This window comes from Gordonia otitidis (assembly GCF_020735545.1).
GTDB lineage: Bacteria > Actinomycetota > Actinomycetes > Mycobacteriales > Mycobacteriaceae > Gordonia > Gordonia otitidis.
Genome location: NZ_CP085974.1, coordinates 1925371 through 1941334, shown reverse-complemented (window position 1 = coordinate 1941334; position 15964 = coordinate 1925371). Strand labels below are relative to the sequence as shown.

15 protein-coding genes and 1 pseudogene are annotated in these 15964 nt (G+C 64.0%); 10 read left to right on the top strand and 6 right to left on the bottom strand.

Annotated features, from left to right (window positions below):
* Positions 1-76: 76 nt before the first annotated feature.
* A complete protein-coding gene (locus LK459_RS08805; protein WP_227922803.1) occupies positions 77-2035 on the top strand; it encodes a gamma-glutamyltransferase family protein in 1959 nt (652 codons plus the stop codon).
* A gap of 30 nt (positions 2036-2065) precedes the next feature.
* Here the strand turns inward: LK459_RS08805 and LK459_RS08800 are convergent, their stop codons facing one another.
* A complete protein-coding gene (locus LK459_RS08800; RefSeq protein WP_227922802.1) occupies positions 2066-2527 on the bottom strand; it encodes an SRPBCC family protein in 462 nt (153 codons plus the stop codon).
* A 242-nt stretch (positions 2528-2769) separates the two neighbouring features.
* Here LK459_RS08800 and LK459_RS08795 point away from each other — a divergent pair, with 242 nt between their 5' ends.
* Genes LK459_RS08795 through LK459_RS08785 form a run of 3 tightly spaced genes read left to right on the top strand, consistent with a single transcriptional unit; the run spans position 2770 to position 5539 of the window.
* Complete coding sequence (locus LK459_RS08795; protein ID WP_227922801.1) at positions 2770-3747, top strand: amino acid ABC transporter permease; 978 nt, start codon at positions 2770-2772, stop codon at positions 3745-3747.
* Positions 3744-4550 carry an amino acid ABC transporter ATP-binding protein gene (locus LK459_RS08790; RefSeq protein ID WP_227922800.1) on the top strand — a complete coding sequence of 269 codons (807 nt, stop codon included), beginning with the start codon at positions 3744-3746 and terminating at the stop codon, positions 4548-4550. The genes LK459_RS08795 and LK459_RS08790 overlap by 4 nt, the downstream gene beginning before the upstream one ends.
* A gap of 53 nt (positions 4551-4603) precedes the next feature.
* Positions 4604-5539, top strand: coding sequence for a transporter substrate-binding domain-containing protein (locus tag LK459_RS08785; RefSeq protein WP_227922795.1), 936 nt, complete (start codon positions 4604-4606; stop codon positions 5537-5539).
* Positions 5540-5541: 2 nt separating this feature from the next.
* Here LK459_RS08785 and LK459_RS08780 read toward each other — a convergent pair whose 3' ends face one another.
* Complete coding sequence (locus LK459_RS08780; RefSeq protein WP_227922793.1) at positions 5542-5988, bottom strand: DUF5994 family protein; 447 nt, start codon at positions 5986-5988, stop codon at positions 5542-5544.
* A 149-nt stretch (positions 5989-6137) separates the two neighbouring features.
* Between LK459_RS08780 and LK459_RS08775 the strand changes: the two genes are divergently transcribed.
* From LK459_RS08775 to LK459_RS08765, 3 genes are all read left to right on the top strand, one after another.
* The gene (locus LK459_RS08775) at positions 6138-6734 is read left to right on the top strand and encodes a sulfite oxidase-like oxidoreductase (protein ID WP_227922791.1); all 597 of its coding nucleotides are present in this window, start codon (positions 6138-6140) and stop codon (positions 6732-6734) included.
* 85 nt (positions 6735-6819) lie between these two features.
* Positions 6820-7494, top strand: coding sequence for an FAD-binding oxidoreductase (locus LK459_RS08770; RefSeq protein ID WP_227923638.1), 675 nt, complete (start codon positions 6820-6822; stop codon positions 7492-7494).
* A gap of 164 nt (positions 7495-7658) precedes the next feature.
* The gene (locus tag LK459_RS08765; protein ID WP_227922790.1) at positions 7659-8198 is read left to right on the top strand and encodes an SDR family oxidoreductase; all 540 of its coding nucleotides are present in this window, start codon (positions 7659-7661) and stop codon (positions 8196-8198) included.
* Positions 8199-8250: 52 nt separating this feature from the next.
* Here the strand turns inward: LK459_RS08765 and LK459_RS08760 are convergent.
* Positions 8251-8814, bottom strand: a pseudogene (locus LK459_RS08760) (ABC transporter permease); the annotation flags it as partial.
* 38 nt (positions 8815-8852) lie between these two features.
* The gene (locus LK459_RS08755; RefSeq protein ID WP_227922788.1) at positions 8853-10232 is read right to left on the bottom strand and encodes a serine hydrolase domain-containing protein; all 1380 of its coding nucleotides are present in this window, start codon (positions 10230-10232) and stop codon (positions 8853-8855) included.
* A gap of 484 nt (positions 10233-10716) precedes the next feature.
* Between LK459_RS08755 and LK459_RS08750 the strand changes: the two genes are divergently transcribed.
* Complete coding sequence (locus LK459_RS08750) at positions 10717-11214, top strand: HNH endonuclease (RefSeq protein WP_007238754.1); 498 nt, start codon at positions 10717-10719, stop codon at positions 11212-11214.
* Positions 11215-11265: 51 nt separating this feature from the next.
* Here the strand turns inward: LK459_RS08750 and LK459_RS08745 are convergent, their stop codons facing one another.
* Entirely contained in the window at positions 11266-11838 is a 573-nt protein-coding gene (locus LK459_RS08745) for a PE-PPE domain-containing protein (RefSeq protein WP_227922786.1), read from the bottom strand.
* Positions 11839-12269: 431 nt separating this feature from the next.
* Here LK459_RS08745 and LK459_RS08740 point away from each other — a divergent pair, with 431 nt between their 5' ends.
* Positions 12270-13382 carry a ferredoxin reductase gene (locus LK459_RS08740; RefSeq protein ID WP_227922785.1) on the top strand — a complete coding sequence of 371 codons (1113 nt, stop codon included), beginning with the start codon at positions 12270-12272 and terminating at the stop codon, positions 13380-13382.
* Between the two features lie 9 nt (positions 13383-13391).
* Positions 13392-14633: a fatty acid desaturase family protein gene (locus tag LK459_RS08735; RefSeq protein WP_007238757.1), complete on the top strand. Its 1242-nt coding sequence runs from the start codon at positions 13392-13394 to the stop codon at positions 14631-14633.
* A 28-nt stretch (positions 14634-14661) separates the two neighbouring features.
* Here the strand turns inward: LK459_RS08735 and LK459_RS08730 are convergent, their stop codons facing one another.
* The gene (locus LK459_RS08730; RefSeq protein ID WP_227922783.1) at positions 14662-15867 is read right to left on the bottom strand and encodes a PucR family transcriptional regulator; all 1206 of its coding nucleotides are present in this window, start codon (positions 15865-15867) and stop codon (positions 14662-14664) included.
* Between the last annotated feature and the right edge of the window lie 97 nt (positions 15868-15964).

Below are 15964 nucleotides of genomic sequence, written 5' to 3'. Positions count from 1 at the left end.
AAAACGAGCTAGGCTGCGTGCCGCTAGATTGGAGATCGCCGACGTTGACGACGCGAAAGCCCTACCCTTAATCCGCATGCGCCGTCCACCGCACGTAAGCACGCTCCTCCGCGCCGCAGCACTCGCCGTCGCGCCGGCCCTGATCCTGACCGCCTGTTCGTCGTCGAGCGACGACACGCAGGCACGCATGACCTGCGGCGAGCTGCACACCGGGACGCAGATCGACTCCAGTGCCACCGCGCAGTCGTCCGCCGACATCTCGACCCGGCCCGAGGCGGCGACCGGATACCGCACCGGGATGCAGCCGGTCCAGACCCACACCTACGCCGCGGCGACGGCGAATCCGCTCGCCACGAAGGCGGCGTGTGAGGTCCTTCGCGACGGGGGTACCGCGGCCGATGCCTTGGTGACGGCGCAGACGGTGCTCGGACTTGTCGAGCCGCAGTCGTCGGGAGTCGGCGGCGGCGCATTCGCGCTCTACTACGACGCCAATACCCACGAGGTGACCGCGTTCGACGGCCGGGAGACCGCACCCGCCGCAGTCACCGAGGACTACCTGCGCTACATCAGCCCCACCGACCACCGTGCACCGATCCCGAGCGCACGCGCCTCGGGTCGCTCCATCGGCGTACCGGGAGCGGTGCGGATGCTCGAGGAGATCCACAACGAGCACGGACGCACGGCCTGGAAGAATCTCTTCGACCCCGCAATCAGCCTCTCTGACAACGGCTTCGACATTTCGCCGCGCCTTGCGACTGCGATCGCCGAATCCGCCAACGACCTCAAGGCAGACGACGATGCGCGCTCGTACTTCCTCAACCCCGACGGGACACCGAAGGCGGCCGGCACACGACTGACCAATCCCGCCTACGCAAAGACACTGGGCGCGTTGGCAACCGACGGCGCGCAAGCGTTGTATTCAGGACCTATCGCCGCCGCAATCGTCGCGAAGGCCGGCTCCACGTCGAACGACATGACGCCGAGTCTGATGACCACCGACGACCTCAAGAACTACAAGGCGATGCGGCGGGAACCGGTATCGACCGAGTACCGCGGCCACCGGATTGTCGCGATGCCAGGACCATCGTCGGGCGGCATCACTGTTGCCGCGACGATGGGAATCCTCTCCAACTTCGACATCCCGTCGATGGCACCGACCGGCGTCGACCGCGACGGAGGGCACCCCAACCCAGAAGCGGTACACCTGATCAACGAAGCGGAGCGCCTCGCCTACGCCGACCGCGACAAGTACATCGCCGATCCCGACTTCATCCCGCTACCCGGCAAGGGTGTTGCGACAATGCTCGATCCCGCATACCTGAAACAACGTGCGGCACTGATCAAACCGAACACCTCGCTCGGCAAGGCACAGCCTGGCGATCTCGGCGAGGTCCCGCTTGGCTCCTACACCGGCACAGAGCACGGCACCAGCCACATCACCGTCGCCGACAAGTACGGCAACGTGGCGTCGATGACCACGACCGTCGAGTCGGCATTCGGCAGTTTCCACATGGTCGACGGCTTCATCCTCAACAACCAGCTCACCGACTTCTCCGCTGAACCACGCGATGACTCCGGACAGCTCCTCGCCAACCGCGTCTCACCCGGTAAGCGACCGCGCTCGTCGATGGCGCCGACCCTGGTCATGCAGCCCGGCACCAACGGCGCCCCGGACACCTTGACCGCAGCCCTCGGATCGCCCGGCGGATCAGTAATCATCCAGTTCGTCGTCAAAACCCTTGTCGGAATGCTGGATTGGAAGCTCAACCCACAGCAAGCTGTCTCGATGATCGACTTCGGAACGGCCAACACCCCGACGTCGAACGTCGGTGGCGAGCACCCGATGGTCAACACCACGAACGACGGCGCCGACGACCCGCTCGTCAAGGGGCTGCGCGAGCGGGGTGAGCAGGTGTCAGTCGAGGACCAGTCCAGCGGACTCAGTGCCCTGCAACGCGCGGGTGACGGCTGGCTCGGCGGGGCAGATCCGCGCCGCGAGGGTGCTGTGATGGGCGACGACGCGTCGTTGAAGTGATGCATGGTGTCACGACTGAATGCCCCTCTCTCAGTGCTGCTCGACCGTCCGTGCCAAGATCCCCAGCGTGGCGCGTAGCCCGGCCTCCGGGATGATCGGGAACCGGCCCTTGATGTCCGCGTCGGTGACGCGACTCCAGTCGTAGTACGAGGTGACGAGCGTGCCGTCGTCGGTCGGTTCAAGGCGGTAGCCGTAGCGATGATCGAGCGGCGGTTTCACGGTGCCGATGATGGTCCACTCGATCCACCGGTCCTGCTCGAAACCGGTGATGAGCACCCGCACGTCGTACTTGCCCATCGGCAGATCGTTGAGCGACTCCCGATCCATGTGGACGACGAACTCGTCGCCGACCGCACCGATCGGCGCACCTTCGGCGCTCTGCAGCATCCCTGAGCTGTCGATGGCGACATGGCCGTCGGGCGAGGTCAGCAGTGCGAAAACCGCAGCGGCGTCGGCGTGGATCAGACGGGTGATCTCGAATAGTTCGGACATCAGGCTCTCCTCGGTGTCGGCGGTCGCACACCACGGTAGGCGCTCGGAGGCACTGCACGGCCGAAACAATCTCCCACCCTGCTTTGCGACCCTAAGAATCCGGCAGATTCATACTCTCGGACAACCGTCGAAGCAGAACTACCGTTGCTTCGGTTATGAGAGCTGCGCCGCCGCTCTCGTCATAGACGCTCCCGCCATCGACATGCCGACCATCTACCAAGCCGAGGACGACACCGATTCCCGTGACCGCAGAACTGTCCGCAGCGCCGCAGCGTGCGTCGCTGTCCAGCGAGCCGCACGACGCCGAGCTGCTCTCCGCCAAGCTAGTCACGGCGCGCAAGCCCGGCCAGTGGGTGAGCAGCGCTGTCGTCCTCGTGCTTGCGGCGATGCTGGTGCACACGCTGATCACCAACCCGCGCTTCCAGTGGGATGTGGTCGGCCACTACTTCTTGCACGGATCCATCCTGCGCGGCCTGCGACTGACGCTGTGGCTGACCGCGGCGGTCATGGTGTGCGGGTTCACCTTGGGCATCGTCCTGGCGGTGATGCGGCTGTCGTCGAACCCCATCCTGTCGACGCTGAGCGCGGGATACGTGTGGCTCATACGATCCATCCCGCCGCTGGTCCAACTTCTGTTCTGGTACGAGCTGGCATCGTTGTATCCGCAACTGTCACTGGGTATTCCATTCGGGCCGGAGTTCGTCACCGCCGACACGGCACACCTCTTCTCCGGGGTGCTCGCCGCCTTCGTGGCCTTGACGATCGACGTCGCAGCGTTCGCCGCCGAGATCGTGCGCGGCGGCATCCTCGCCGTCGACCGAGGTCAGGCCGAGGCAGCAGAAGCGTTGGGACTCAGCCGATACCGCATCTTCCGGCGGATCATCCTGCCGCAGGCCATGCCCGCGATCGTGCCGGCGTCGGGCAACCTATTGATCGGACTGCTCAAGGCGACGTCGATCGTCAGTGTGATCGCAGTGCAGGACCTCCTGTACTCGACGCAACTCATCTACCAGCAGAACTACCTGATTCTGCCGCTGCTACTGGTCGCGACGATCTGGTACGTGATTGTCACAAGCGTGCTGTCGGTCGGACAGTACTTCGTCGAACGCCACTATTCGCGCGGCAATCGCCGCCCGCCACAGAGATTCTGGACGACGGTCCACGAGAACCTGCCACTGTTCGGACGTATCGGCAGCCGCAGGAACGGGGTGACGGTATGACCTCCTCGACGGCGAGCTCGCGAGATAACCACACATCCGCCGGCGAGCAACCCCTTGTCCGAATCCGCGGACTACGTAGGAGCTTCGGACTCCACAAGGTGCTCGATGGGATCGACGTCGACGTTCCGGCCGGCACCGTGACGGTTCTGCTCGGGCCATCGGGCTCGGGAAAGTCGACGCTGCTGCGCTGCATCAACCACCTCGAAAAGCCAGACGGCGGTTTCGTCGAGGTCGGCGGCGAGATCATCGGCTACCGGCCGTCGCCCGGCAAGCTGCACGAACTCTCCCACCGCGAGATCGCCCGACAGCGCGCGACCATCGGCATGGTGTTCCAGCAGTTCAACCTCTTCGGGCATATGACGGTGCTGCAGAACGTGATCGAGGGTCCACTGGCTTCGGGCGTACCGCGTCGCGACGCCGTCGTGAGAGCGGGTGAACTGCTCGAGAGTGTCGGCATGGCGGGCCGAGAGGACTCCTATCCACGACAGCTGTCCGGCGGCCAGCAGCAACGAGTCGCGATCGCCCGCGCGCTTGCGCTGAAACCGCGTCTGATGCTGTTCGACGAACCGACGAGCGCACTGGACCCCGAACTCGTCGGCGAAGTGCTGTCGGTGATCCGCGATCTCGCGAGCCGCGGCATGACGATGGTGATCGTGACCCACGAGATCGGCTTCGCGCGCGAGGTCGCCGACCAGGCCATCTTCCTCGACGGCGGGCGCATTGTCGAATCCGGTCCGCCCACAGAGATTCTCGACGATCCGCAGCATGAGCGCACGAAAGCCTTTCTGTCCGCGGTCCTGTGACAGTACGTCCGGACCACTGCCCACACCACACGTTCACGACGGGGGATTCACCGATGAAACACCCACAACGCATAGTCACCCTGCTGGCGTCGTTGGCGGTGATCGGCAGCGTCGCGCTGACCGGTTGCGGCTCGTCCGACGACACCGCAGGCTCCGCCGAGGCGTCGGCCGTTCCGACGCAGGACATCACGAGCGGTATCGTCAAGGACGAGAAACTCAGTGCGGAACTGCCGGAGAGCGTGCGATCGTTCGGCACGTTGACGGTCGGCACCACGCAGACACCGGGAACGTCGTCACTACCGCACGGCGGCGTCGTCGACGACAAGAATGTCGGCCTCGATCTCGACCTACGCAATGCCATCGGGAAAGTCCTCGGAGTCAACTGGAACGTGCAGTACGGCACGTTCGCCTCGATCATTCCTGGCGTGCAGAACGGTAAATACCAAGTCGGACAAGCCAACTTCGGTGTCACGGCCGAGCGTGAGAAAGTACTCGACTTCTCCACCTACCTCAACGACGGTCAGGGGTTCCTCGGGTCGTCGCGCGTCGACCTGCAGAAGGTGAACACCATCACCGACGTTTGTGGGTACTCGATCGCCACGACGCCCGGCTCGACCTTCCAGACCCTGCTCAGCTCACACGTCGACGACTGCGCCAAGGTCGGTAAGAAGCCGTGGACCGTGCAGTACTTCAACGACACCGCACCGATCTTCCTCGGACTCGGAAACGGCAAGGTGGACCTGTACTTCGGGCCGGTACTCAGCCTCAAGTACGACGAGAAGCATTTGCCCGGCACCAAGTTCCTCGGCGAGATCAGTTCAACGCCGGTCGGATTCGTCACGGCCAAGGATTCAGGTCTGGCCAAGCCGCTGACGGACGCGGTCAACAAGCTGATCGAGACCGGCGACTACGCCAAGATCTTCGACAAGTGGGGCGTCCCGGACACCCGTGTCGACAAGTCGACGGTCAATCCGCCGAGTACCTTCTGACGTCAGCGAACAACCGCGTCGTCGTCGAGTTCGGACATGTACTGCTCAGCGAGGGACAGGATGCGTCGCCCCTTGTTGCACTCCAGTGAGTACGTGTGGGCGCTTTGTAACTCGGTGTCACTTGCGAGGCGTAGCAGCATGGCCGCGAGCGACGACGACGTGCGACACGGGATCACCAGCAGCGTCGCGTCACGGTCGGTGGCGGAGATGGTCATCAGCGGCGGGATCGTCGGAGCGTCTTCGGAGTCGAGACCGGGGTAGCGACGATAGCTCTGCCAGTGCACCGAAATCGAGGTGATCTCCCCGAGGAGCGGCGTCACCGCCGCCGAGAGACTGCTGAGCTCTCCAGCGAGATTGGCCGTGTACGGATACCAGGCGCCCGCAACACGAGCGTCACGATCGCTGGTGAAACGAACACGCGTCGGACCCAAAACCGCGTTACCGAGCACTGCACTTCTCCTGACCGGCGATCACGCCGCATTCATCGGTGACAAACACACGACCAGGCGTCTACGTCGGCTATGAGTGCGCATCAGCTTTCAATCAGACTATACGCCCATGACCTGCGCAAAGCGTCGGCAGATCTACACTTGCAGACATGGCGATAGTCAACCGAGGGTTCGTCGGACGCCGTGACCGGATGGCCGATCGTCTGCCACCAGGGCAGTACTCGACGCTCGACTTTCCCGTGCTCTCCGCCGAGCCCACACCTGCGCTGCTACACGACAAGTGGCGCTTGACCATTCAGTCGTCTGATCATCGTGCGCACAGTCTGGATTGGGCGCAGTTCACCGCGCTGCCGCACGAGGACGTCACCACCGACATCCACTGCGTCACACGGTGGTCGAAGTTCGACACGCGCTGGCGTGGTGTGTCATTCGACGATCTGCTGGCAACTCTTCCCTGGCAACCCGACGACTTTGTGATGGCGCACTGCTACGGCGGATACACCACCAACGTCCCGCTCGACGACCTGACAGGCGGCAAAGCCTGGCTCGCCGATACCTTCGACGGTGAGCCCCTCGCGCCAGAGCACGGAGGACCGGTCCGGCTGCTGGTGCCTCATCTCTACTTCTGGAAGAGCGCGAAATGGGTTCGCCGCCTTCGATTCATGCCGAGTGACACGCCCGGATTCTGGGAGGAACGCGGCTACCACATATACGGCGATCCCTGGCGAGAGCAGCGGTACGCGTGAGGCAGTCGGGCCTAGCGCCAGGGGAATCGACGCAGGAAGACTGACGGCTGTGGACTGGCAGATCACGACCGTTGTCGGCGCCGAGATGCAGACGCCGACGGCGCGGTCGCTGCGACTTGCGCTGAGTGAACCGATGAGCGCCGACGCCGGAGCCCACGTCGACATCCGGCTCACTGCCGAGGACGGATATTCGACGGCCCGCCCGTACTCGCTGTCCGACGTGCGAGAGACGCGCACGATTGAAGTGACCGTCGAGAAGGTGGACGACGGCGAGGTATCGCCGTACCTGGTCGACGTCGTCGAGGTGGGTGAGCCGCTGGAGATCAGCGGACCGAATGGCAGATGGTTCACCTGGGATCCGGCGAGCACGAGTCCGGTGCAGCTGATCGGTGGTGGGTCGGGCATCGTGCCGCTCATGTCGATGATCCGCGAGCGTGAGGTGGCCGCACCGTCGACGCCGTTCAACCTCGTGTACTCGCTCCGTGCTCCGGAGCGGCGCTACTTCGCCGCAGAGCTCGACCAACTCGCCGCGCACGACCGGCTGCCCATCAGCCTCTTTCACACGCGGGTCGCGCAGCAGGACGATCTGCGCATGCCCGGGCGCGTCACCGCGGCCGAGCTCACCGCAGTGACCATCGCGCCCGAGCGTGAACCGGTGGTCTACATCTGTGGACCCAACGGCTTCGTCGAACATTGCGCTCGGGCGATGCTCGACGCGGGGCACCCCGCCGACAGGATCAGGACCGAGCGGTTCGGATAGAGAGGACGCACGCATGGCAGTCAAGAAGGCTCTGATCGTCGGGGCATCACGGGGCTTGGGCCTTGGCCTGACCACGCGTCTCACTGAACGCGGCTGGCAGGTGACGGCGACGAGCCGGCACTCCGGCGGCGAGTTGGGCACTTGCCACGGGGTCGGGAGGCTCTGTGACAGTGGAGAGCGTCGACATCAACGACGCCGCCTCGGTGACCGAGCTGCACGACCGGTTTTCCGACAGCACCTTTGATCTGATCTTTGTGAACGCAGGGATCACGCACGACCGCTGGGAGACCGTCGCCGACGTCTCGACGGAAACGTTCGACCGTGTGATGGTCCCCAATGCACTGAGCCCCATGCGCTTCGTCGAACGGTTCCATGACCTCGTCCCATCGTCCGGAACCATCGGCGTGATGTCATCCGGGCAGGGCAGCATCACCAACAACACGCGCGTGACGGGCTGGGAGATCTACCGGGCGAGCAAGTCGGCGTTGAACCAGTTGATGCGGAGTTTCGCGGCGAGGAACTCCGACGACCCACGCACGCTGCTCTTGATCGCACCGGGATGGGTCAAGACCGATCTGGGCGGCTCCGACGCCGCGCTGACCGTCGAAGACAGCACAGGCGGTGTAGCCGATGTCCTGGAAGCACAGTCCGGAGCAGGCGGGCTGCAGTTCCTGGACTATCGAGGTCAGACGGTGCCCTGGTAGTTCCCGTACTTCGCCAAGCTGGACCGGCGACACCACGACTTGACCGGCTGCGTCACGCCACCGCGAGCGCGTCCACGGGCGCCACGGCGACAGCCCGCCTGCTCGGCGGCAGCGAGGCAGCTGCCACCACGACGGCGATACCCGTGACGATCGCCACCAATGCGTACCAGGGCAGGCCGATGGGTACGCCCGAGGTCGCCTTGCCGATGAGCGATTGACTCCCCACGGTGCCGAAGATGATGCCCAGCACCAGTCCGGCGAGCACAGCGGTACCACTGAGGGCCAACGACTCTCGTACCACCATCGACCGAACCTGCCGCCCCGTGAACCCCATCGCACGCAGCATGCCGATCTCGCGCGTCCGACCGATCACTGTCAACGACATCGTCGACACGAATCCGACCGCGGCGATGATCGCCGAGATCGCGATCATCGCGAGCAGAATCGCGGTGATGACCGACAGCGATCGTTCGGTCTCAGCCATTTCTGCGGGAGGCATGTCCCAGCCATGAACCGGTTTCGTGAGTGAGCTCATGCCGGAGGCGATAGTGGTCACCAGCGTGACTCCGACGAGCAGGCCCACGGTCGACCGTGTGGTGCGCTGCGGATCCTGCATCAACTACACCGTGCCAGTTGATTCCGTGCTGCCGGCGGCTACCGCTTTCCGGGTGACTCCGGCAGGCCCGGAACACAGGTGATCGCGAAGCACCCGGGGTTGCCCTGGAACGGCGCTCGCAGTGGAGTGGAACCGCATCGTAGGACGGTGCAGTCCGACGGAGCATACGGCCCGAAACCCAACGCACCCAATGCGATGTTCGGGTCCGTGAACTGCACCGGATCGAAGTCCAGGTTCATGGTCGGCCGGTACGGTCCCGGGTCGGGAATGCGGGGCGTCCGGAACGCTGCGACGAGCTTGCGGAAGAACTCGCGGTAGAGCTCACTGTTGAGGCTCGCGCTCAGCAGTGTGCCGGGGTCGGGCGAAACGTCGCCGAGAATGCCGGTCCAACTCACCAGTAATCCGAGGCTCGGCACGATGAAGTTGTTCTGCTGCAGGAACCCGACCATGGCGTAGGCATCGGATGGCAGCCCCGCCAGCGGTGCCTGCGAGATGGTCTGACGTGACGGGAACGACGGGCCGGTGCACGGAGAGTCGTTGACCCAGAACAGATATCCGTAGCAATGATTCGACGACGACGGCGTGTGCGCCTGCCGGATGTAGTCGGACGAGATGATCCGCTGACCGCCCCAGACGCCGTCGTTGAGCATGAGGAGCCCGAGTCGTGAATAGTCGACTGGCGGCATGAACAAGAATGCGTATCCGTAGGTGTGGCCGGAGCGATCGCGCGCCCAGTAATAGTCGTGCTGATCGATTCCCAACGGCCCGAACAGGGTTCGCTGCGCGAACTGCTGCAGATCTTCGCCGACGGCGCGTTGCACGACGAATGCCAACAGGTCGGGTCCGTGCTGCGTGTACTCGAAGAACGTCCCCGGTGTGTGTTGAACAGGAAGGGCCAGTGCTTCTTTCGCGATGTCGGGGTCGACGTCGAGACCCGCGGTGAGTGCTTCGGTGATGATCGACTGGCGCAACCCGGACGACTGAGTCAGCAGATCACGCACAGTGATCGCTGCGTGCGCGCGGTCGACGTCGCCTGCGGGCAGATACTTCGCGATCGAGGCGCCGAGATCCAGTTTGCCCTGCGTGTAGGCTATTCCCGCCAGCATGGAGACCACACTCTTGGTGGAGCTGAACAGATTCCAGGGAACATTGCCCGTGACGTCGTTCAACGGCCCACGCACGATGAGGCAGTTGTTGCGGTACACCTCGATGTGCGTCCGCATCCTCGACGCCGCGAAAGCAATCGCATCGTCGAGTTTCGCTTTGTCGATCCCGACGCTCGACGGCGCGGCGGAGGCGGGGGCAGCGGAGCCCGCGGGCAGATCGCAGCGGACCTGTGTGGGCGCTGCGCTGGCAATGGGAGTCAACGTGAGGCTCGCGACCAGGACGCTGAGCACCACTCCGGCCAGAAGAACCACGCGCCTGTTGCGTGTGCGCGCACAAGTGCGAGACACCGACACCGCCGTGACCTCCTCGTCGTCGACAACTGCACTGCAGCGTTGCACGCGCGTCGGCCGGCGGCGTCGAGTTCGGAGAATCGGGGTGCATGGCGACGCGATCGTGTGCAGTTCGCCCGCGGAACGACCAAAGTGCACATCCGTCGAAGCTCGATTCCGCAGCATTCTCGGCCGGGAGTCGAATATGTCGTCGAAGTGAACGTCGGCTGGTATTTCGCCGCCACCGATGAAATGGCCTCGCGAGATCGGTGTATTGGCATTAGCGTGGAGCGCGCCACGTCCGAGCAGGTCATGGCGCCCACACAGAGCCGAGCAGAAAGGTCCGATAGGCGACGAGGAGGTGCCCCATGCGGACCCCATTGCGGAACTCAACGCGAATTCCAGCACCGATCCAACGGCATACAGATGATCTCGACGGCCCGCACGCGGCATCGGGAGGACTGTCATGACCATCTTCGTCACCAATGCGGGGCTGCAGATCCTGGCTCGCGTCACCTGGCGCCGCGCGGCGGTGCTGCTGACCACAGAGGTCGCGCGCAACGTCGAGGGCACGCCGGTCGTGCGTGTGGTGCATTCGCCCACCGTGACGCTGCCGATCCACAAGGTCGTCGCCATCAAACGCAATGCGTATCGCCCGTTTGCGGGGAAGTCGATGGACTCATACGCGTCGACGGCGACCATCCTGCGTCGCGATCAATGGATCTGCGCGTACTGCGACGGACCCGCTGACACCGTCGACCACATCGTGCCGGTCTCCAAGGGCGGCAAGAGCACCTTCGGTAACCAGGTGGCGGCGTGTAAGTCGTGCAACGGCTTCAAGGCCAACCGGACTCCGCGCCAGGCGGGGATGGCTATGCGGCACGCGCCGTTCGTCTACGACCCGTGGGCACAGGACCAGAAGGAAGTCTGGGAACTGTTCACGTTGCGTCCGAAGACTGGGTGAACTCGGTGGGTACGTCGGCATCGGACTCGCTCCGGTGCCGACGTACCTATGTCACGGGCCGACGAGATAGGTCGTGTTTCCCACGGTGGTGCGCACCCGGTTGCGCGGATCGCTGATCGAATTGCGTTGGTAGTTCGAGTGCGTGACCCACTTGCCGCGCCCCTGCAGGCGTAGCTGCGCACTGGCGTCCGCGGAGCCCGAGGAGCCTGCAGAACCGTTGTCGGCGCCGCCGGGCCAGTTGTCTGCGTTCGACCATCCGTCCCAGCGGCGCGAGAAGTCGACGACCTTGTACTGGGTGTAGTCCGGTGTCGGCTCCAACTGATGGCCGTCGAGAGTGCGCCCCATGCTCCCACCGAACCTGCGCTGCAGATTGCCGATCAGCACGAACGACAGGTCGGCCGCGGGTGGTGCGTCGGCTCGGCCCGCGTAGGTGCGGAGCCACTCCGACGCGATCTGCGCGCCCCTCGAGTATCCGAACACGATCTTCTTTCCGGGCGTGCGTCGGATGTAGTCGTTGAGAAGGTCACGGCCCCGGAGCAATCCGGCCCACCGCAGATCGACCACCGTCGGCACACGTACCGGTGTGCCGTGAGTCGGCGCGTACCGACTGAAGGTGGTGTTCATGATGTGGAGAATGCCGTCAGCTCCGAAGATGAGCGGCTCGCAGGTCAATACGGTCGTATGCGTCTGTCGGCCCGGCCGCGCGGTCGGGTCGAGTGGAGCAGCCGCGGAATGCGGCGGCGTGGCCACGTTCATGCAGATCACGCAGAGCAGAGCGGAGGTAATCAGAACAACGCTGCGGAACGCTCTTGTCATCGTCGGGCGGCCTTTCGTTTATGGCTTCATGCGCTCGGCCCCCGCTGAACAGAACTACCAGCGCAGGCGTCAGCCGACTCACCTCGAAAGTGAACTGTTATCGCGCAGCGTCACAACAGTCACATCGCTCTCGCGAATTTCCGACGAAACGGATGCTTTCCGGCCTGTGCGACAAGCCTGTGACCAGCGTCACCAGTCGTGTGTACACTTGTGCACTACGAGCTACCGGAGGGAGGCTGGTGAATCTTCTCAAGTGGAGTAAGCGGCCTGCGGCCGATGTCGACGCGACGCGGCCCGAGGTCAACATTTTGCGAGGGCTGATCGCACGAGCGACCACCCCGCTACTACCCGACGACTATCTCCACCTGATCAATCCGCTGTGGAGTGCTCGCGAACTGCGCGGCCGTGTCGAGGACGTGGTGAAGGAAACCGCCGACAGCGCCACGGTCGTGATCCGCACCGGTTGGGGATTTCCCGACAGCTACCGGCCCGGTCAGTACGTCGGTATCGGACTCGACGTCGACGGACGCTGGCACTGGCGCTCGTATTCGCTGACGTCATTCGGTAGCAACGACGACAAGACCATATCGATCACCGTCAAGGCGAACCCCGACGGATTTCTCTCGACACACCTCGTCGACGGCGTCGCGCCGGGCACCATCATTCGTCTCGCGGCACCGAAGGGCGATTTCCATCTGCCGGAGCCGGTCCCCGACGCGGTGTTATTCCTGACAGCAGGCAGCGGTATCACCCCGGTCATCGCGATGTTGCGCTCGATGAAGCACCGCGATCAGAGTCCCGACATCGTGCACATCCACGCCGCGCCGTCGCGCGAGTCGGTGATCTTCCTCGACGAACTCGAACAGTTCGACGACGACAACCCCAGTTACACACTCGATCTGCGACTCAGCTCGGAGGACGGGCGATTCGACGTCACTCAACTCGACGCCGCCGTGCCTGACTGGCGAGAACGGTCGTGCTGGGCATGTGGGCCGGTTGAATTCCTCGACGACATCGAAGAGGTCTTCGAGGAGAACGAACTCTCGGATCAGCTGCACATCGAGCGATTCGCCATCGCGCGCACCGACATCGGTGGCGAAGGCGGTACCGTCACGTTCGCGACGTCGGGCAAATCCGCCGAGATCGACGGCGCCACCACACTTCTTGAAGCAGGCGAGGAGTTGGGAATCCAGATGCCCTTCGGTTGTCGCATGGGCATCTGCCAGACCTGCGTCGTTCCGCTCGCGGCAGGCTACGTCCGCGATCTACGCAGCGGAGACGAACGACGTGAAGGTGACCGCATCCAGACATGTATTTCCACCGTGTCGGGTGAATGCACGCTAGACCTGTAGGGAGAATCCATGGCCATCACCGACATCGATCGGTACGCCCATCTCACCGAAGCCGACGTCGAAGCACTCGGTGCCGAACTCGACGCCATCCGGCGTGACATCGAGGAGTCCCGCGGGGTCCCCGATGCCAAGTACATTCGACGCACCATCGCATTCCAGCGAACGCTGGCGGCGGGCGGTCGGGTCGTGCTCATGTTCAGCAACCGAAAGCCCGCATGGCTACTCGGTACCGGGATGCTCGGCGTCGCCAAGATCATCGAGAACATGGAACTCGGCCACAATGTGATGCACGGCCAGTGGGATTGGATGAACGATCCCGAGATCCACTCGTCATCGTGGGAATGGGACACCACGTGTCCGAGCGTGCAGTGGAAGCACTCCCACAATTTCGTGCACCACAAGTACACCAACATCGTCGGCATGGACGACGACGTGGGCTACGGCATCCTGCGCGTCACCCGGGACCAGCCGTGGGAGTGGTGGAACGCCGGCAACTCCGTGTACAACTTCCTTCTCGCAACGTTTTTCGAGTGGGGCGTCGCATTGCACCACCTCGAGGCGGAGAAGCTGCGCAAGGGCGAGAAGTCGTACCGCGCTGCGTTGAAGGATCTGCGCGTGATCGGGCGCAAGGTCGGGAAACAGGCAGCCAAGGACTATCTGATCTTCCCCGCACTCGCCGGACCCAACTGGTTCACCACGCTGACCGCGAACGCGACCGCGAACTTCATCCGCAACTACTGGGCGTACGCGGTGATCTTCTGTGGGCACTTCCCCGACGGCGCCGAGAAGTTCACCGTCGAGGAGTACGAGGAAGAGGACCAGCCGCGCTGGTATCTGCGACAGATGTTGGGCTCGGCCAACTTTCATGCAGGCCCGGTCATGCGCTTCATGAGCGGAAACCTGAGCCATCAGATCGAGCACCATCTGTTCCCCGACCTTCCGAGCAACCGCTATGAGGAGATCGGTGTGCGGGTGCGCGAGCTGTGCGACAAGTACGACCTGCCGTACACCACCGGCTCACTGCTGCATCAGTACTGGTTGACGTTCCGGACGATCGGGAAACTGTCGGTGCCCAACGCGATGCTCAAGGCGAGTGCCGACGACGCACCGGAGACAGCATCGGAGTTGCGGTTCAACATCATCGAGGGCACCAAGACGCACTTCGGCGCTGATCCGGCGACCGGTCGTCGGCGTGGTCTGCGGTCTGCGCTGCGGGAGTTACGTTCGTCGAGGGTCGCCGCGCACACCTGAGGGTCCTGCTTATCAAGTCCTGGAATTATCACCCGCGCCAGCGCAGCACCTCCAACGCGACGCCGACGTCGAGCAGACTCTCGTCGAGCGGTCGGGGCAGCAGTTCCTCGGCGCGGGCGAGACGTCGAATCACGGTGTTGCGGTGTGTGTAGAGCACTTCGGAAGTGCGGGACGTGTTGCACTGCAGCGCGATCCAGGTCCGCAGTGTGTCGAGCAGAGCAGGTTCGGCGTGCGCCAGCTCGCCGAGTGTCTCGTCGACGAAGGCGGCGGTGTCGTCGGGCGACGACATCAGGAGCGACACCAGACGCACATCGTCGAATCGAACGATTCCGTGCGAGCCGCCGAGCTGTGCGACGATGCGCTGGGTGGCGAGAGCTTGGAAGTGGCTGGCGCGGAAGCCGTCGACACCGTCACCTGTTCTGCCGACTGCGACGTCGATCCCCGGCGACGGCGACATCCGATCAATCGATGCTTCGTCCGTGGGCAGCCATACCCACAGCGATGCGGCGCTGGCCACGACGGTGAGCCTGCTCCCGCAGCCCGCCGACGTCGCGAGCGTGTCGGCGGCGGATTCGAGCGTCGCGGCCTGATCGGGATGATGAGTCCAGAGGACGAGCGCGGTGTGGGGTCCGCGGAGTCGGTACCCGAGTTGCATTTCGGCGCGGTCGATCGGTATGGGCGCGCCCTCGAGCAGGAGAGCCACTGCTTCTCGACGCTGTGCATGGGTACCGCGGGTGAGTTCGTGACGCTCGCTGCGCATCCGCTCGCTCATGGCGTCGACGGTGTCGTCGATGAAGGTCGAGATGGACACCAGCGAGACGTCGAGAAGTTCACGGAGTTGCTCGGGGTCGTCGGTGAGACTGAAACACACCTTCATCCACAGCCGCCACGCGACGCTCTGTGCTGTGCGGAAGGCGTCGAGTGCGGACTCGTCGAGTCCTCGGCGCACGAGGTCGCGGGCGGCGGTGAGGATGTCGGGGGTGAGTTCGGCGGGTACACGTTGTCCGGGACGAAGCACATTGCTCCTGGCCCAGCGCATGGTGTTGGCCAGGTTTGTGCGTCGGGTGGCCTCGGCGAGCACAGGGTCGTCGGCGATGGCTTTCATGCGGAGACCGCCCAGCGAGGCTTCGTGGATCGCTTGAATCCACTCTTCCGGTGGGTCGAGAATGAGTTCGGCGCCACGTCGGATCAGGCTCATGGTTTCAGGCGACGCGGCGGGCCACGGCTCGGACATGTGAACAGTATGCACCCCTGGAGTCACGAACTATGTGCAATAGTCACCTGGCATCCGGCGCTGCAGAGGCGCATTCTGGAATGTAACAACGCATGGT